This window comes from Bradyrhizobium sp. 18BD, from assembly GCF_054185225.1.
The window spans coordinates 1-14,813 of the sequence record NZ_JAVAYL010000043.1 but is presented as its reverse complement, the minus strand read 5'-3'; the positions used below and the strand labels follow the sequence as shown (position 1 = coordinate 14,813).

Genomic DNA, 14,813 nt, shown 5'->3' with positions numbered 1-14,813 from the left:
GAGCTGCGCGCGCCATCTCCACGCTTCCACGGTCGGGACGAAGAGCTGGCCTGCAATCGAACAAAGAGCTGACCATAAACCTTGACACACCAAATCCCCATGTGAGCAATCCAGACTGTCTCTGCGGATACATTCCTGGATTGCTTCGCTTCGCTCGCAATGACGAGCTCGCGGCTACGACCTCGGCTAATCCCTGTTCGTCGGCGTCTGGATAAATCCGCGATTATGCGTCGGGCTGATCAGGAGCTCGTTGATGCAGACGCGCGGCGGCATGGAGGCGATGAACGCGATGGTACGGCCGAGATCTTCGGACTGCAGCATCCTGGCCTGCTCCGCCTCGCTCGGCACCACCGGGCGCAGCTTCAGGATTGGGGTCGCCACCTCGCCCGGCATCAGGCAGCAGGCGCGCAGGCCGTTGACGCATTCGTCCATGTTGAAGGAATGGGTCAGCGCCAGCACCGCATGCTTGGTCGTGGTGTAGGCCGGGCCCGGCATCTTCGACACATGGCGGCCGGCCCAGGACGAGACGTTGATGATCGAGCCATCCTGCTGCTTGCGCATCGTCGGCAACACCGCGCGCATGCAATAGAGCACGCCGTTGAGATTGACCTGGACCAGCTTGTCCCAGCCGTCCAGTTCCATATCCTTCCAGCTTCGCTTGGGGACATTGATACCGGCATTGTTCACGAGCAGGTCGATCCGGCCATGCTTCGCGACGATTTGATCGGCCGCCTTCTGGGCCTGGTCCGCGTTGGCAACGTCCAGCGCGATGGCCTCGGCCACGCCGCCCGCCTTGGCGATCTTCGCAACCACGGTATCCAGGGCGTCCTTGCGGCGGCCCGAGACCACCACGATCCAGCTGTCGGCCGCCAGCGCCTCGGCACCGGCCTCCCCGATGCCACTGCCACCGCCCGTCACCCAGGCCACGCGTTTCCCGTTTTTGGACATGCAAACTGTCTCCGTTGCTTCATTGGGGCGGTTTTTGCTAATCCAGCCCCCGGTTTTGACCGGCCTTGTTGCCTTGCGGTCGAGGAAATCTTGCATGAACCAAGCAGCCAACGCCAATCTGTTTTCCCGCCTGTTCGACGGCCTCGACGACCCCAAGCGCCTTGCGATCGAGACGCAGGACGGCGCCCATATCAGCTATGGCGATCTGATCGCCCGAGCCGGGCAGATGGCGAATGTGCTGGTCGCGCGCGGCGTGAAGCCCGGCGACCGCGTCGCGGTGCAGGTCGAAAAGTCAGTTGCCAATATCGTGCTGTATCTCGGCACGGTCAGAGCCGGCGCGGTCTATCTGCCGCTCAATACCGCCTATACGCTGAACGAGCTCGATTACTTCATCGGCGATGCCGAGCCGTCGCTGGTGGTCTGCGATCCCTCCAAGGCGGAAGGCCTTGCCCCGATCGCCGCCAAGGTGAAAGCCAAGGTCGAGACGCTCGGGCCTGACGGCAAAGGTTCTCTGACGGAGGCCGCGGAGAAGGCCAGCAGCGAATTCGCGACCGTCCCGCGCGCCAACGACGATCTCGCCGCGATCCTCTACACGTCAGGCACCACCGGCCGTTCCAAGGGTGCGATGCTGACGCACGACAATCTCGCCTCGAACTCGCTCTCGCTGGTCGGCTACTGGCGCTTCACCGACAAGGACGTGCTGATCCACGCGCTGCCGATCTACCATACGCACGGCCTGTTCGTGGCGACCAATGTGACGCTGTTCTCGCGGGCGTCGATGATCTTCCTGCCGAAGCTCGATCCTTACCTCATCATCAAGCTGATGGCGCGCGCGACCGTGCTGATGGGCGTGCCGACGTTCTACACGCGCCTCCTGCAGAATCCTGCGCTGTCGAAGGAGACGACGAAGCATATGCGGCTGTTCATCTCGGGCTCGGCGCCGCTGCTGGCCGAAACCCATCGCGAATGGTCGGCGCGCACGGGACACGCCGTGCTCGAGCGCTACGGCATGACCGAGACCAACATGAACACGTCGAACCCCTATGACGGCGAGCGTGTGCCCGGCGCGGTCGGCTTCCCTCTTCCCGGCGTTTCCGTGCGCGTCACCGAGCCCGAGACCGGCAAGGAACTGCCGCGCGACGAGATCGGCATGATCGAGGTCAAGGGCCCGAACGTATTCAAGGGCTATTGGCGCATGCCGGAGAAGACCAAGTCGGAATTCCGGCCCGACGGCTTCTTCATCACCGGCGACCTCGGCAAGATCGACGACAAGGGCTATGTCCACATCCTCGGCCGCGGCAAGGACCTCGTGATCTCCGGCGGCTTCAACGTCTACCCCAAGGAAATCGAAAGCGAGATCGACGCCATGCCGGGCGTGATCGAGTCCGCCGTGATCGGCGTCCCGCATGCCGATTTCGGCGAGGGCGTGACTGCGGTTCTCGTCTGCAACAAGGGCGCCGACGTCACCGAGGCTGCCGTGCTGAAGGCGCTCGACGGGCGCCTGGCAAAATTCAAGATGCCCAAGCGCGTCTTCGTCGTCGACGAGCTGCCGCGCAACACCATGGGCAAGGTGCAGAAGAACGTCTTGCGCGATACATACAAGGATATTTACGCGAAGAAGTGAGGGGGGCGCTGCTCTCTTGCCGTCATTGCGAGGAGCCCTTGCGACGAAGCAATCCAGACTGCCTTTGGAAAGATTCTGGATTGCTTCGCTCCGCTCGCAATGACGGAGTGTGCGGCGACTACTGCCCTGCCACCAGGCTCATCACAAACCGGCTGCCGACGATAAACAGATAGCAGCCGAACGCGACCTCCAGCGTCCGCTTCGACATCGCATGCGCGGCCTTCACACCGAGCGGCGCTGTCACGAGGCTCATCGGCATCACCAGCACGGCGCCGATCAGCGAGACGTAGCCGAGTGCGAAGGGCACCTGCAGAGCCGAAACGTTGGGATAGGTCGTCGCCGCCGGCCAGCCGGCGTAGATATAGCCGAGCGCGCCGGGGATCGAGATCAGCACCGCGAGCGCCGACGAGGTCGCGACCGCCTGGTGGATCGGGCGGCCGTAGAAGGTCATCAAGAGGTTCGAGAACAGTCCGCCGCCGATGCCCATCAACGTTGACAAAATGCCGACGCAGAAGCCGTAGACGCGCATCAAGGGGCCCTTCGGCAGATCGTCACCGAACTTCCAGCCCTCGCGCGCGAAGATGAGACGTGCCGCCGCGGAATAGGCGACACAGACGAACACGATCTTGAACAGCTTCTCCGGCGCATAGCGCGCAATCACGCTGCCGGAAACGACGCCGACCATGATCGGCAGCCACCACACCCGCAGGATCGTCATGTCGACGGCGCCGCGCTTGTAGTGCGCCTGGAACGAACGGATCGAGGTCGGGATGATCACCGCGAGCGAGGTGCCGATGCAGAGCGGCATGCGCACTTCCAGCGGCACGCCGGCGATGCGGAAACATTCATAAAACACCGGCACAAGAATCGCGCCGCCGCCGATGCCGAACACGCCGGCCAAAAAGCCGGAGAGCGCGCCGGTTGCGATCAGCAACAGCGCGAGCTCGACGATCTCCTTGATATCAAGACCTGCGATCACCCGTGACCTGCCCCGGCGACTGGTCGCAGCGCCTTTCGAGACTCACGCCCGGATTCGGCTGCAGCCCAAGCTGTAGGCGATCTGATTTGCGCGGTCGACACGGCGCGTCGGCCGTCTTGGGTGGGATGCAGGTTGCGCATATCCAACCGTCTGGCGAAAAATGAGTTCGTCGGACGGAAATTGACCGGCGGCTCATTCGGCGTTCAGACCGCCTTGGGCGGCATGAACTGACTGGTTCGAACCGTGACCCGCCGCGGGTGGCTTAGAGCCGTTCCAATAGTGATTTCAATGCGCCTTGCCCCTCACGGCAAAAGGTGAATTAATGTTCCCTTCTTGGTCGGTTCGCCACCGCTCTGGTATACCAAGCCCCTGATTGGCCTTGTTTCATCAAGGGCCTAGGGCTGAACCCCGGTTCGATTTATGGCGATTTGGTGATTGCGCAGGCCAAATCGACTCCGTAAATAGAGCCGACCTTTCGCGATCCCCGCGCGCCCCATGCTGGGCCGCAACAAAACATCAAAAGCCCATGACCGCACGGATCGAACGACCGCTTTCACCACACATGCAAGTCTACCGCTGGACGTTGACGATGACGCTGTCCATCGTCCATCGCGCCACCGGTATCGCCCTTTACGTCGGAACCCTGCTGCTGGCCTGGTGGCTGGTTGCCGCGGCTTCGGGCCCCGCCGCCTACGCCAATGTGCAGGCTTTCACCGGCAGCATCATCGGCCGGCTGATCGTGTTCGGCTACACCTGGGCGCTGATGCACCATATGTTGAGTGGTATCCGGCACTTCGTGTGGGACCTCGGCTACGGCTTCGAGGCCGATGAGCGCGAAGCGCTGACCTGGGGTGCACTGATCGGCGGCATCGTGCTGACGGTGCTGATCTGGATCATCGCCTACGCGATCGGAGGTGGACGATGAGCGCAAGCGATACGACGAAGCGCAGCATGCGCACGCCGCTCGGCCGCGTCCGCAATCTCGGCGCGGCGCATTCGGGCACCTCGGACTTCTGGCGCCAGCGCATCACCGGCGTCGCCATGACGCTGCTGATGATCCCGGCGCTCGTGATCGTCATGATGCTGCTTCGCAGCAACCATGCCGGCGCCGCGCAGACTCTCGGTTCGCTGCCGATCGCCGTGATCCTGCTGCTCTTCATCTTCGCCAGCACCTGGCACATGAAGATCGGCATGCAGGTCGTGATCGAGGACTACGTCCACAACGAGAAGCTGAAGCTCATCTCGGTCATGCTCAACAACTTCTTCTCGATCGCCGTCGCGCTCGCCTCGACCTACGCGATCATCAAGCTCTCATCCGGAGTGTAACCCATGGCCACAGAGACGAATGGCAAGGGCAACGGCGCTCCCGCCACCAACGGCAAAGCCTATCCGATCGAAGACCATACCTATGACGTCGTGGTGGTCGGCGCCGGCGGCGCGGGCCTGCGCGCGGTGGTCGGCTGCAGCGAGGCCGGCCTGAAGACGGCCTGCATCACCAAGGTGTTTCCGACCCGCTCGCACACGGTCGCGGCGCAGGGCGGCATCTCGGCCTCGCTCGGCAACATGCACAAGGACGACTGGCGCTGGCACATGTACGACACCGTGAAGGGGTCGGACTGGCTCGGCGACCAGGACGCGATCGAATACATGGTGCGCAATGCGCCCGACGCGGTCTACGAGCTCGAGCATTGGGGCGTGCCGTTCTCGCGCACCGAGGACGGCAAGATCTACCAGCGTCCGTTCGGCGGCATGACCATGGACTACGGCAAGGGTCAAGCACAGCGCACCTGCGCCGCCGCCGACCGCACCGGCCACGCCATGCTGCACACGATGTATGGCCAGTCGCTGCGCCACGCGGCCGAGTTCTTCATCGAGTTCTTCGCCATCGACCTGATCATGGACGACCAGGGCACCTGCCGCGGCGTCATTGCGCTCAAGCTCGACGACGGCACGCTGCATCGCTTCCGCGCCCAGACCGTGATCCTCGCCACCGGCGGCTACGGCCGCGCTTACGCCTCCTGCACCTCGGCGCACACCTGCACCGGTGACGGCGGCGGCATGGTGCTGCGCGCCGGCCTGCCGATGCAGGACATGGAGTTCGTGCAGTTCCACCCGACCGGCATCTACGGTTCGGGCTGTCTCGTCACTGAAGGCGCGCGCGGCGAAGGCGGCTATCTCGTCAACTCCGAAGGCGAGCGCTTCATGGAGCGCTACGCGCCGTCCGCAAAGGACCTCGCCTCGCGCGACGTCGTCTCGCGCGCGATGACCATCGAGATCCGCGAAGGCCGCGGCGTCGGCAAGAAGAAGGACCACATCTTCCTTCATCTCGACCATCTCGATCCCGCGGTGCTCGCCGAGCGCCTGCCGGGCATCTCCGAATCCGCGAAGATCTTCGCCAATGTCGACGTGACGCGCGAGCCGATCCCGATCGTGCCGACCGTGCACTACAACATGGGCGGCATCCCGACGAACTATCACGGCGAAGTCCTGACCAAGAAGGACGGCGACGACAACGCGATCATCCCGGGCCTGATGGCGATCGGCGAAGCGGCCTGCGTCTCCGTGCACGGCGCCAACCGCCTTGGCTCGAACTCGCTGATCGACCTCGTCGTGTTCGGCCGCGCGGCAGCGCTCCGTCTCGCCGAGAAGCTGACGCCGAACGCCAAGCAGCCCGAGCTGCCGGCGAACTCGTCGGACCTCGCGCTCGGCCGCCTCGACCATTACCGCTACGCCTCCGGCGGCACGCCGACCGCAAAGCTGCGCGAAGGCATGCAGCACGTGATGCAGAACAATTGCGCGGTGTTCCGCACCGGCGAAGTGCTGAGCGAAGGCCAGAACCTGATCCAGAAGGTTCACAGCGGCATCACCGACATCGCGGTCTCCGACCGCTCGCTGGTGTGGAATTCGGATCTCGTCGAAACGCTCGAATTCGACAATCTGATCTCGCAGGCGGTGGTGACGATGAATTCGGCCGCCAACCGCACCGAGAGCCGCGGCGCGCATGCCCGCGAGGATTTCTCCGAGCGCGACGACAAGAACTGGATGAAGCACACGCTGGCCTGGCTGGATGACTCCGGCAAGGTCAAGATCGAGTATCGCCCGGTTCACGACTACACCATGACCAACGACGTGCAGTACATCCCGCCCAAAGCTCGCGTTTACTAAACGGCGCGCGTGTACTGAGCGAACAGCGAAAGCCCTAATCGAATGGTTGAATTCGCACTTCCGAAGAACTCCAAGATCACCGGCGGCAAGACCTGGCCGAAGCCCGCGGGCGCGACCGAAACGCGCGAATTCCGCGTCTATCGCTGGAACCCGGATGACGGCAAGAATCCGAGCGTCGACACCTATTACGTCGACACCAATGATTGCGGTCCGATGGTGCTGGACGGCCTGATCTGGATCAAGAACCACATCGACCCGTCGCTGACCTTCCGCCGCTCCTGCCGCGAAGGCGTCTGCGGCTCCTGCGCCATGAACATCGACGGCCAGAACACGCTGGCCTGCACCCGCTCGATGCACGACGTGAAGGACGGCGCGGTGAAGATCAATCCGCTGCCGCACCAGCCGGTGGTGAAGGATCTCGTTCCTGACCTGACCAATTTCTACGCGCAGTATGCTTCCGTCGAGCCGTGGCTGAAGACCACCTCGCCGACGCCGCAGAAGGAATGGCGCCAGAGCCACGAGGACCGCGAGAAGCTCGACGGCCTCTACGAGTGCATCCTCTGCGCCTGCTGCTCGACCTCCTGCCCGAGCTATTGGTGGAACAGCGACCGCTATCTCGGTCCCGCCGCGCTGCTCCAGGCCAACCGCTGGGTCTCGGATTCGCGCGATGAAGCGACCGGCGAACGGCTCGACAATCTTGAGGACCCGTTCCGTCTCTATCGCTGCCATACCATCATGAACTGCGCCAAGGCCTGTCCGAAGGGACTCAACCCGGCCGAAGCCATCGCCGAGCTCAAGCTCAAGATGGTCGAGCGCCAGATCTAGGCTGCATTCATTCTACGATCCCCGGCCAAAATGGCCGGGGCATTCTACGATCCGCTTCAGTTTGAGTAGAATTTGCCGCGACCCGCCCTGCGGGCTATTCGGCAACATACAACCAAAGATTATCCCGGCAGGCACATGCCGCTTCCTTCCCGGCCGGTGATTCAAGTAAGCTCCGTGGTCCGGGACCGGGAGCGACTGTGCAGGGCGCGCAACGCAACTCGCTGAGACTGCTGCAGTGGATGATGGCTGCATCCCTGACGCTTCCGGTTGCGCTGTTCGTCTTCGCCTCCACGACCTCCCACACCTCGATACAAGAGACCGCCGACCGCGAGATCGAGCGCACGCTCGACGTCGCGCATGAGCACGCGCTCAAGGTGTTCGAGACCATCGACCGCAGCGTGGCCGAGATCAACGAAGTCGTGCGCGGCCTTCCTGACGACGTCATTCGCGCGCGCGAACCGGCGCTGCACCGGCGCCTGAAGCGGCTGACCGATACGCTGCCGCAGCTCAAATCAGCGTGGATCTTCGATGCGGACGGCAAATCGCTGGTCAACAGTCTCGTATCGCCGCCGCCGGAGCAGAACTTTGCCGACCGCGACTATTTCGCCGCCCATGTCGACCACAACATCGGAAGCTTCATCGGCGCCTCGCTGACGCCGCGCCAGCCCTATCAGGGCGCGCGCTTCTTCGGTGTGAGCCGGCGCCGCGAGACCGACGACGGCAGCTTCATCGGCGTGATCCAGGCCTCGGTCCTGCCGGAATATTTCGAGAGCTTCTACGCCAGGATCGGCACCGATCACGGCAGTTTCTTCGCGATGGCACGCGCCGACGGCGTGCTGCTCGCCCACTTCCCCCGCCTCGACCGCGATCTGCGGCTCGATCCGAACGGGCCGGTTGGCCGCCAGATCGTCGCTCACCCGGACCATGGCCTCATCACGGTCGCCTGGCCATCGGACGGAATCGAGCGGCGCATCGGCTACCGGCGTGTCGCCGAATATCCGATCTATGTCAGCGCCGGGCTCGAGACCTCGGCGATCCGCGCGCGCTGGTACGCGACCATCGGCCAGCATCTGGTGTTCGGTGTTCCCGCCACCGCGCTGCTGTTCGTGCTGCTGGCCTTTGCGTTCCGGCGCACCCAGCATCTGCAGGCCGAGGCTGCAAAGCGGCGCGAGGCCGAGGAGGCGCTCAAGCACAGCCAGCGCTTGGAGGCGCTCGGACAGCTCACAGGCGGCGTCGCGCATGACTTCAACAATCTGCTGACGGTGATCCGCGCCTCGGTCGACCTGTTGAACCGGCCGCAGCTGACGGAGGAGCGGCGCCAGCGCTACATCACCGCGATCGCGGATGCGGTCGCGCGCGCCGCAAAACTGACCTCGCAGCTTCTCGCCTTCGCGCGGCGACAGCCGCTGAAGCCGGAAGTGTTCGACGTCGGCGAGCGGGTGCAGTCGCTGCACGACATGCTGGCGACGCTGCTGGGCTCGGCGATCGAGATCAACATGCGCCTGCCGTCCGAGCCGTGCCTCGTCAACGCCGATGCCAGCCAGTTCGAAACCGCGCTGATCAACATGGCGACCAATGCGCGCGACGCCATGCAGGGCAAGGGCCAGATCACCTTTGCCGTGCAGGTTGCGACAACCGTGCCTGATACGGTCGCGCATCTCTCCGGCAGCCACGGTTTTGTCAGCATCGCCGTCAGCGACACCGGCATTGGCATTCCCGCCGCGCGATTGGGGCGCATCTTCGAGCCGTTCTTCACGACAAAACAGGTCGGCCAGGGCACGGGTCTTGGCTTGTCGCAGGTGTTCGGCTTCGCCCGGCAATCCGGCGGCGAGGTGACGGCGACGAGCGAGGTCGGCCATGGCAGCACCTTCTCGCTCTATCTGCCGCGCGTGCCGCCGGACCTGTTGCCGCGGCGGCAGGCCCCGAACACGGCGCCAGCGGTGGCCGGCAGCGGCATGTCGGTGCTGGTGGTCGAGGACAATATCGAGCTCGCCAATTTCGCCGCCGACGGCCTCACCGAGCTCGGCTACAGCATCACGCTGGTCGACAACGCCGGCGATGCGCTCGCCGAGCTGGTGGTGGATTCCGATCGCTTCGATGTTGTCTTCTCCGACGTGGTGATGCCCGGCATGACCGGGCTCGATCTGGCGCTGGCGATCCGCGAGCGCGACATCGGCGTGCCTGTGGTGCTGACCAGCGGCTACAGCGAAGCCCTGTCGCAGGATGGCGTCGCCGGCTTCGACCTCGTGCAAAAGCCCTATTCCATTGAGGAATTGTCGCGCGTGCTGCACAAGGCGGCACGGCTGCGCCGGGTCCGCAACGGCGCCGCGGAGTGAACAGCGCGCCGGAACCGAAGGGAACCGGTTGATTTCCTTCGCGTTGTCCGCGCATGAGCACGTCGGCCGTAAAGCGCGAGGGGGCTAAGAAGCCACCCATTGTCGAAATCAAGGGCGAGAACGGCGACGAGGTCGCGCCGCCGCCACCGGAGGTGCTCGAACCCGATTCCGACCTCTCGCCCGGGGAGATCGAGGAGGCCCGCAAGGACTATCTGCTGACGCGGTTCTGGATCAGCGCGCGCGGCTTCTGGGGCCGCAACGGCGACCGCCTCGCCTGGCCGTTCTCGATCGGCCTCGTCGTGCTGATCGTCCTCACCGTCGGCTTCCAATACGGCATTAATGTCTGGAATCGCGCGATCTTCGACGCCATCGAGAAGCGCGATGCCAGCACCGTCTTCCACCTCACGGCTATGTTCTTCCCGCTCGCGATCGGCAGCATCGTGCTCGGCGTGGCGCAGGTGTTCGCGCGGATGGGCATCCAGCGGCGCTGGCGCGCCTGGCTGACCAACAGCGTGCTGACGCGCTGGCTCAAAAACGGCCGCTACTATCAGCTCAACCTCGTCGGCGGCGACCACAAGAATCCGGAATACCGCATCGCCGAGGATTTGCGCATCGCGACCGATTCGCCGGTCGACTTCATCGCCGGCGTCACCTCGGCGCTGTTGTCGGCAGCAACCTTCATCGTCGTGCTCTGGACCATCGGTGGCGCGCTCACCGTCGCGCTCGGCGGCTCCACCATCACCATCCCCGGCTTCCTCGTCATCGCCGCGATCCTCTACGCATTGATCGCCTCCGGCTCGATCATGGTGATCGGCCACCAGTTCGTGCAGGTCTCCGAGGACAAGAACCAGGCCGAGGCGGATTTCCGCTACACGCTGACGCGCGTGCGCGAGAACGGCGAGAGCATCGCGCTGCTCGGCGGCGAGGAGGAAGAGCGCGACGGCATCGATCGCAATTTTACCAGCGTGCTCCGGCAATGGGCGCGGCTCGCGGGTCAGCATATGCGCACGACGCTGGTGTCGCAGGGATCGAGCCTCGTTGCGCCCGTGGTCCCGCTCCTGCTCTGCGCGCCAAAATTCCTCGACGGCAGCATGACGCTCGGACAGGTGATGCAGGCGGCTTCCGCCTTCACCATCGTGCAGAGCGCATTCGGCTGGCTGGTCGACAATTATCCGCGGCTCGCCGACTGGAACGCCTGCGCACGCCGCATCGCCTCGCTGATGATGTCGCTCGATGGTCTCGAGCGCGCCGAAGAGGGCGAAGGCCTCGGCCGCATCAAACGCGGCGAGACCAGCAATGATGCGATGCTGGAGCTGAACGATCTCTCAGTCACGCTCGACGACGGCACGGCCGTGGTCGGCGAGACCGAGGTGGCGATCGAGCCCGGCGAACGGCTGCTCGTCGCCGGCGAATCCGGCACCGGCAAGAGCACGCTGGTGCGCGCCATCGCGGGGCTCTGGCCCTGGGGCGGCGGCAGCGTCAATTTCCATCCGGACCGGCGGCTATTCATGCTGCCGCAGCGGCCTTACGTGCCCTCCGGCTCGCTGCGTCGTGCCGTGGCCTATCCTGGCGCGGCCGACCACTGGACCGTCGAGGAGATCGGCGAAGCCCTGCACAAGGTCGGCCTCGATCATCTCAAGGAGAAGATCGAGGAAGAGGGGCCATGGGACCAGACGTTGTCAGGCGGCGAGAAGCAGCGCCTCGCTTTCGCGCGGCTGCTGTTGCACAACCCCGACATCGTCGTGCTCGATGAGGCGACCTCGGCGCTCGATGAGAAGAGCCAGGACAAGATGATGCAGATGGTCACCGACGAGTTGCCGAAGGCGACCATCGTCAGCGTCGCGCATCGCGTCGAGCTGGAGGCCTTCCACAGCCGCAAGATCGTGCTGGAGCGCCGCAAGGGCGGCGCAAAACTCGTCAGCGACATCGACCTGATCCCGCGCAAGGGCAAGCGCAAGCTGCTCAGCCGCTTCCTGCGCCAGCGCACGCCGCCGCCGAAGGCGGCGTGAGGCCGCCCGCGACCCGCAGCCCGGATGGAGCGAAGCGCAATCCGGGAAGGTCTCTCCGCGCGGCAACAGCCCCGAATTTCGCTGCGCTCCCCATCCGGGCTACGGACCTCTCCTGAAGTTGGAGTCCTCGTCAAAACCGGCTATGCATGCGCCGCCTGCAACGAGGACCGCCTGCTTGACGCCCGACAACAACGCCCCATCGACCGCGCCGTTCGGCGCGTTTGCGCCGAATGCCGCGCAAGCCGCGATCATTCGCCTCACGCAGCAGTCGGGGCTGAAGCGCGGTGCATTTCGTCCGTGGATGTCGCGGCTGGTCAATCTGCTGCGCGGTGGCCCGATCGACGTGCAGTATCAAGGCGCCTCGTTCCGGCTCTATCACCAGGGCAGTGCGACCGAGCGCGGCGCGCTGTTCAATCCCGACTACAATCTCGACGAGCTCGACTTCCTGCGCCAGCACACGCCAGCGGGCGGCACCTTCGTCGACGTCGGCGCCAATGTCGGCACGTTCGCGCTGGTGATGGCGCGGCAGGTGGGCAGCCGAGGCAAGGTCGTCGCAATCGAGCCGCACCCGATGACATTCGGTCGGCTCGCGTTCAATCACGCCGCATCGAAAGCAACGCAGGTGCGCCTGGTGCAGGCTGCCGCCGGCGACAGCGACGGCGAGCTGATGATCGAGAGCGGCGGCGGCAATCTCGGCGCCACGCATGTCGTCACCGGCGCCGCGAGCGCGGAGGCGATCAAGGTGCCGTCGCTGCGGCTGACACGAATTCTGGAAGAGGCCAGCGTCGACCAAGTCGATTCGCTCAAGATCGACGTCGAGGGCTTTGAAGACCGCGTGCTGATCGGCTTCTTCCGCGACGCGCCGCAAACGCTGTGGCCGCGCGCGGTGGTGATGGAGCACCTGTCACAAAACGAATGGCAGCAGGATTGTATCGCTGACATGATCGCGCGCGGTTTTGCGATCGTGCGCAAGACGCGGAGCAATACGTTCCTGTCGCGCTGACCACGAACCACGGAGGTTACGATGATCGATCATTTGGGCTTGTCCGTCTCCGACTATGAGCGCGCGAAAACGTTCTACGCCAAGGCGCTGGCGCCGCTCGATTACAGCCTGATCATGGAAGTGACGGAAGAGCAGACCGGCCACGCCGCGGCAGCCGGCTTCGGCGCCGGCGGCAAGCCGGATTTCTGGATCGACGGAAAAGGCACGATGAACAAGCCGGTGCACGTCGCGATCGCAGCCAAGGACCGCGCCACGGTCGACGCCTTCTACAAGGCAGCGATGGCCGCCGGTGGTCGCGACAACGGCGCACCCGGCATCCGCCCGCATTATCATGCAAACTACTACGGCGCCTTCGTGCTCGACCCTGATGGCCACAACATCGAGGCGGTCTGCCACACGCCGGAATAGCGCGAGGCGACGGGGAACATCGGCGCGGCATCATCGTTGTCGTTCTCCAGAGAACCGATCTCGATGATGCCGATGCCGATCGAACCGCCCGAGATTCCACCGGCAACACCGGGGAATCCAACAGAGCCGCCGCCCGGGATTCCGCCGGGCAATCCGCAGCCTGAAATCACGCCGCCGGTGCGCGAGCCCGGCGAATCACCACGGCCCGACGAACTACCGGGCCGCGTGCCTGAAGAGATTCCACCACGCGGACCGAACGGGCCGATCACACCGAATCCTGCGACGGACTGAGCTCGACAGCGGGATCACATATGAGGCGAAGCATCACATGTGAGGCGATTGCAACGTACGTCTGAATGCGCAATGAACGTCACCATAGTGAGTTGATTTCGGTGCAGAAATAAATCGAGTCGCGACCGCTTCGCCCGCCACAATCCGGCCTAACGCGTAGCTGTTCATCCCAACACTTCGTCAAAGAACCTTCCGGGGAATTTGAACCACATGACCAACCTTCGTTTCGTGCTGCTTGCGACAACGGCTCTGACCGCGATGCAATTGGCAACCACCGCATCGCATGCGCAAAGCGCGCCGCCGCTCGTCGTCGCGCAAGCCCAGCCAGAATTGGGCCCTGACGGAAAACCGAAGCAGCCTCCGAAGGAAGCGCCAAAGGCGCCGCCGCCCGCTGCGCGTCCGGCCACACCACCTCCTCCTCCGCCGGCCGCAGCGCCGCCTGCAGCTCCCGCACGCCCCGCCGCGCCGCCGCCCGCCGCGGCTCCTCCGCATCCGCCCGCTCCACCGCCGCCCGCTGCCGCACCGGCGCGTCCGACACCGCCGCCTCCGCCGCCGCCGCCTGCGACGCACGCACCCACGCCGCCCCCGCCGCCAGCTGCTGCTCCGAAGCAGCCGTCGCCGCCTCCGGCTGCGGCACCCCAACAGCATGCACCCGCGCCGACGCCGCCTCCGGCCGCGCAGCCGCACACACCGACACCGCCTCCGGCTGCGGCTCCGCCGGCCGCGCGTCCCGCTCCGACGCCACCGGCACCACCGCCGCCCGCAGCGGCACCAGCGGCACGTCCGACGCCAGCACCAGCACCGGCACCTTCTGCAGCACCGTCTCCTTCACCGGCTGCGCCTGCGGCCCGTCCTGGTGCGGCTGCTCCGACCGCAACGCCGCCGGCAGCACCTGCACCGGCGACGACACCTGCGCCGACCGCAACACCCGCTCCGGGTGCCGCACCCGGCACGCCGCCGGCTGGACGCCCCGGTGCACCGCCGCCCGGCGGCGGACGTCCCGGCGCGCCTCCGGCTGCAGGATCGCCGTCACCGGCCCCCGGTGCCGCGCCTGCTCCGACAACCACACCGGCTCCCGGTGGCGCTCCGACGACGCCGCCCGGCCGTCCCGGTGCGGGACCGGCGCCCGCGCCCGGCGTAGCCCCCGCTGCGACTCCGGCCCCTGGCCAACAGGGTGGAACGCCTCCCGCCGGTGCGCCCGCTGCCGGAGCCCCGGCTGCGCCGC

The 14,813-nt window shown here is 65.3% G+C and carries 12 protein-coding genes and 1 pseudogene; 10 read left to right on the top strand and 3 right to left on the bottom strand.

The window, feature by feature from the left end:
• Positions 1-186 precede the first annotated feature (186 nt).
• Positions 187-948, bottom strand: a complete 762-nt coding sequence (locus RAD16_RS40205; RefSeq protein ID WP_458163594.1) for an SDR family oxidoreductase — start codon at positions 946-948, stop codon at positions 187-189.
• Positions 949-1,042: 94 nt separating this feature from the next.
• On the opposite strand from RAD16_RS40205, the gene RAD16_RS40200 reads away from it, so the two are divergent.
• Positions 1,043-2,572, top strand: coding sequence for a malonate--CoA ligase (locus RAD16_RS40200; RefSeq protein ID WP_458163592.1), 1,530 nt, complete (start codon positions 1,043-1,045; stop codon positions 2,570-2,572).
• Positions 2,573-2,690: 118 nt separating this feature from the next.
• Here RAD16_RS40200 and RAD16_RS40195 read toward each other — a convergent pair whose 3' ends face one another.
• Positions 2,691-3,551 carry a sulfite exporter TauE/SafE family protein gene (locus RAD16_RS40195; protein ID WP_458163590.1) on the bottom strand — a complete coding sequence of 287 codons (861 nt, stop codon included), beginning with the start codon at positions 3,549-3,551 and terminating at the stop codon, positions 2,691-2,693.
• A 526-nt stretch (positions 3,552-4,077) separates the two neighbouring features.
• On the opposite strand from RAD16_RS40195, the gene sdhC reads away from it, so the two are divergent.
• The 9 genes from sdhC (at position 4,078) to RAD16_RS40150 (ending at position 13,588) form a co-directional block, all read left to right on the top strand.
• Positions 4,078-4,476 carry a succinate dehydrogenase, cytochrome b556 subunit gene (gene sdhC, locus RAD16_RS40190; protein ID WP_458163588.1) on the top strand — a complete coding sequence of 133 codons (399 nt, stop codon included), beginning with the start codon at positions 4,078-4,080 and terminating at the stop codon, positions 4,474-4,476.
• Entirely contained in the window at positions 4,473-4,877 is a 405-nt protein-coding gene (gene sdhD / locus RAD16_RS40185) for a succinate dehydrogenase, hydrophobic membrane anchor protein (protein WP_458163586.1), read from the top strand. The genes sdhC and sdhD overlap by 4 nt, the downstream gene beginning before the upstream one ends.
• A gap of 3 nt (positions 4,878-4,880) precedes the next feature.
• Positions 4,881-6,716, top strand: coding sequence for a succinate dehydrogenase flavoprotein subunit (gene sdhA, locus RAD16_RS40180; RefSeq protein ID WP_458163584.1), 1,836 nt, complete (start codon positions 4,881-4,883; stop codon positions 6,714-6,716).
• Positions 6,717-6,758: 42 nt separating this feature from the next.
• Positions 6,759-7,541, top strand: coding sequence for a succinate dehydrogenase iron-sulfur subunit (locus RAD16_RS40175; RefSeq protein ID WP_212303218.1), 783 nt, complete (start codon positions 6,759-6,761; stop codon positions 7,539-7,541).
• A 197-nt stretch (positions 7,542-7,738) separates the two neighbouring features.
• Positions 7,739-9,877, top strand: a complete 2,139-nt coding sequence (locus RAD16_RS40170; protein ID WP_458163582.1) for an ATP-binding protein — start codon at positions 7,739-7,741, stop codon at positions 9,875-9,877.
• Between the two features lie 53 nt (positions 9,878-9,930).
• Complete coding sequence (locus tag RAD16_RS40165) at positions 9,931-11,886, top strand: ABC transporter ATP-binding protein/permease (protein WP_458163580.1); 1,956 nt, start codon at positions 9,931-9,933, stop codon at positions 11,884-11,886.
• A gap of 142 nt (positions 11,887-12,028) precedes the next feature.
• Entirely contained in the window at positions 12,029-12,889 is an 861-nt protein-coding gene (locus tag RAD16_RS40160) for an FkbM family methyltransferase (protein ID WP_458163578.1), read from the top strand.
• A gap of 21 nt (positions 12,890-12,910) precedes the next feature.
• Positions 12,911-13,297, top strand: coding sequence for a VOC family protein (locus RAD16_RS40155; protein WP_458163576.1), 387 nt, complete (start codon positions 12,911-12,913; stop codon positions 13,295-13,297).
• A 72-nt stretch (positions 13,298-13,369) separates the two neighbouring features.
• Complete coding sequence (locus RAD16_RS40150; RefSeq protein ID WP_458163596.1) at positions 13,370-13,588, top strand: hypothetical protein; 219 nt, start codon at positions 13,370-13,372, stop codon at positions 13,586-13,588.
• A gap of 79 nt (positions 13,589-13,667) precedes the next feature.
• Here RAD16_RS40150 and RAD16_RS40145 read toward each other — a convergent pair.
• Positions 13,668-14,813 (bottom strand): annotated as a pseudogene (locus RAD16_RS40145) (hypothetical protein); the annotation flags it as partial.

What these genes read in the sequence shown, in the direction of transcription:
- RAD16_RS40205 (WP_458163594.1), bottom strand. Translation starts at nt 948, where the DNA reads ATGTCCAAAAACGGGAAACGCGTGGCCTGGGTGACGGGCGGTGGCAGT.
- RAD16_RS40200 (WP_458163592.1), top strand. Translation starts at nt 1,043, where the DNA reads ATGAACCAAGCAGCCAACGCCAATCTGTTTTCCCGCCTGTTCGACGGC.
- sdhC (WP_458163588.1), top strand. Translation starts at nt 4,078, where the DNA reads ATGACCGCACGGATCGAACGACCGCTTTCACCACACATGCAAGTCTAC.
- sdhD (WP_458163586.1), top strand. Translation starts at nt 4,473, where the DNA reads ATGAGCGCAAGCGATACGACGAAGCGCAGCATGCGCACGCCGCTCGGC.
- sdhA (WP_458163584.1), top strand. Translation starts at nt 4,881, where the DNA reads ATGGCCACAGAGACGAATGGCAAGGGCAACGGCGCTCCCGCCACCAAC.
- RAD16_RS40175 (WP_212303218.1), top strand. Translation starts at nt 6,759, where the DNA reads ATGGTTGAATTCGCACTTCCGAAGAACTCCAAGATCACCGGCGGCAAG.
- RAD16_RS40165 (WP_458163580.1), top strand. Translation starts at nt 9,931, where the DNA reads ATGAGCACGTCGGCCGTAAAGCGCGAGGGGGCTAAGAAGCCACCCATT.
- RAD16_RS40160 (WP_458163578.1), top strand. Translation starts at nt 12,029, where the DNA reads ATGCATGCGCCGCCTGCAACGAGGACCGCCTGCTTGACGCCCGACAAC.
- RAD16_RS40155 (WP_458163576.1), top strand. Translation starts at nt 12,911, where the DNA reads ATGATCGATCATTTGGGCTTGTCCGTCTCCGACTATGAGCGCGCGAAA.
- RAD16_RS40150 (WP_458163596.1), top strand. Translation starts at nt 13,370, where the DNA reads ATGCCGATCGAACCGCCCGAGATTCCACCGGCAACACCGGGGAATCCA.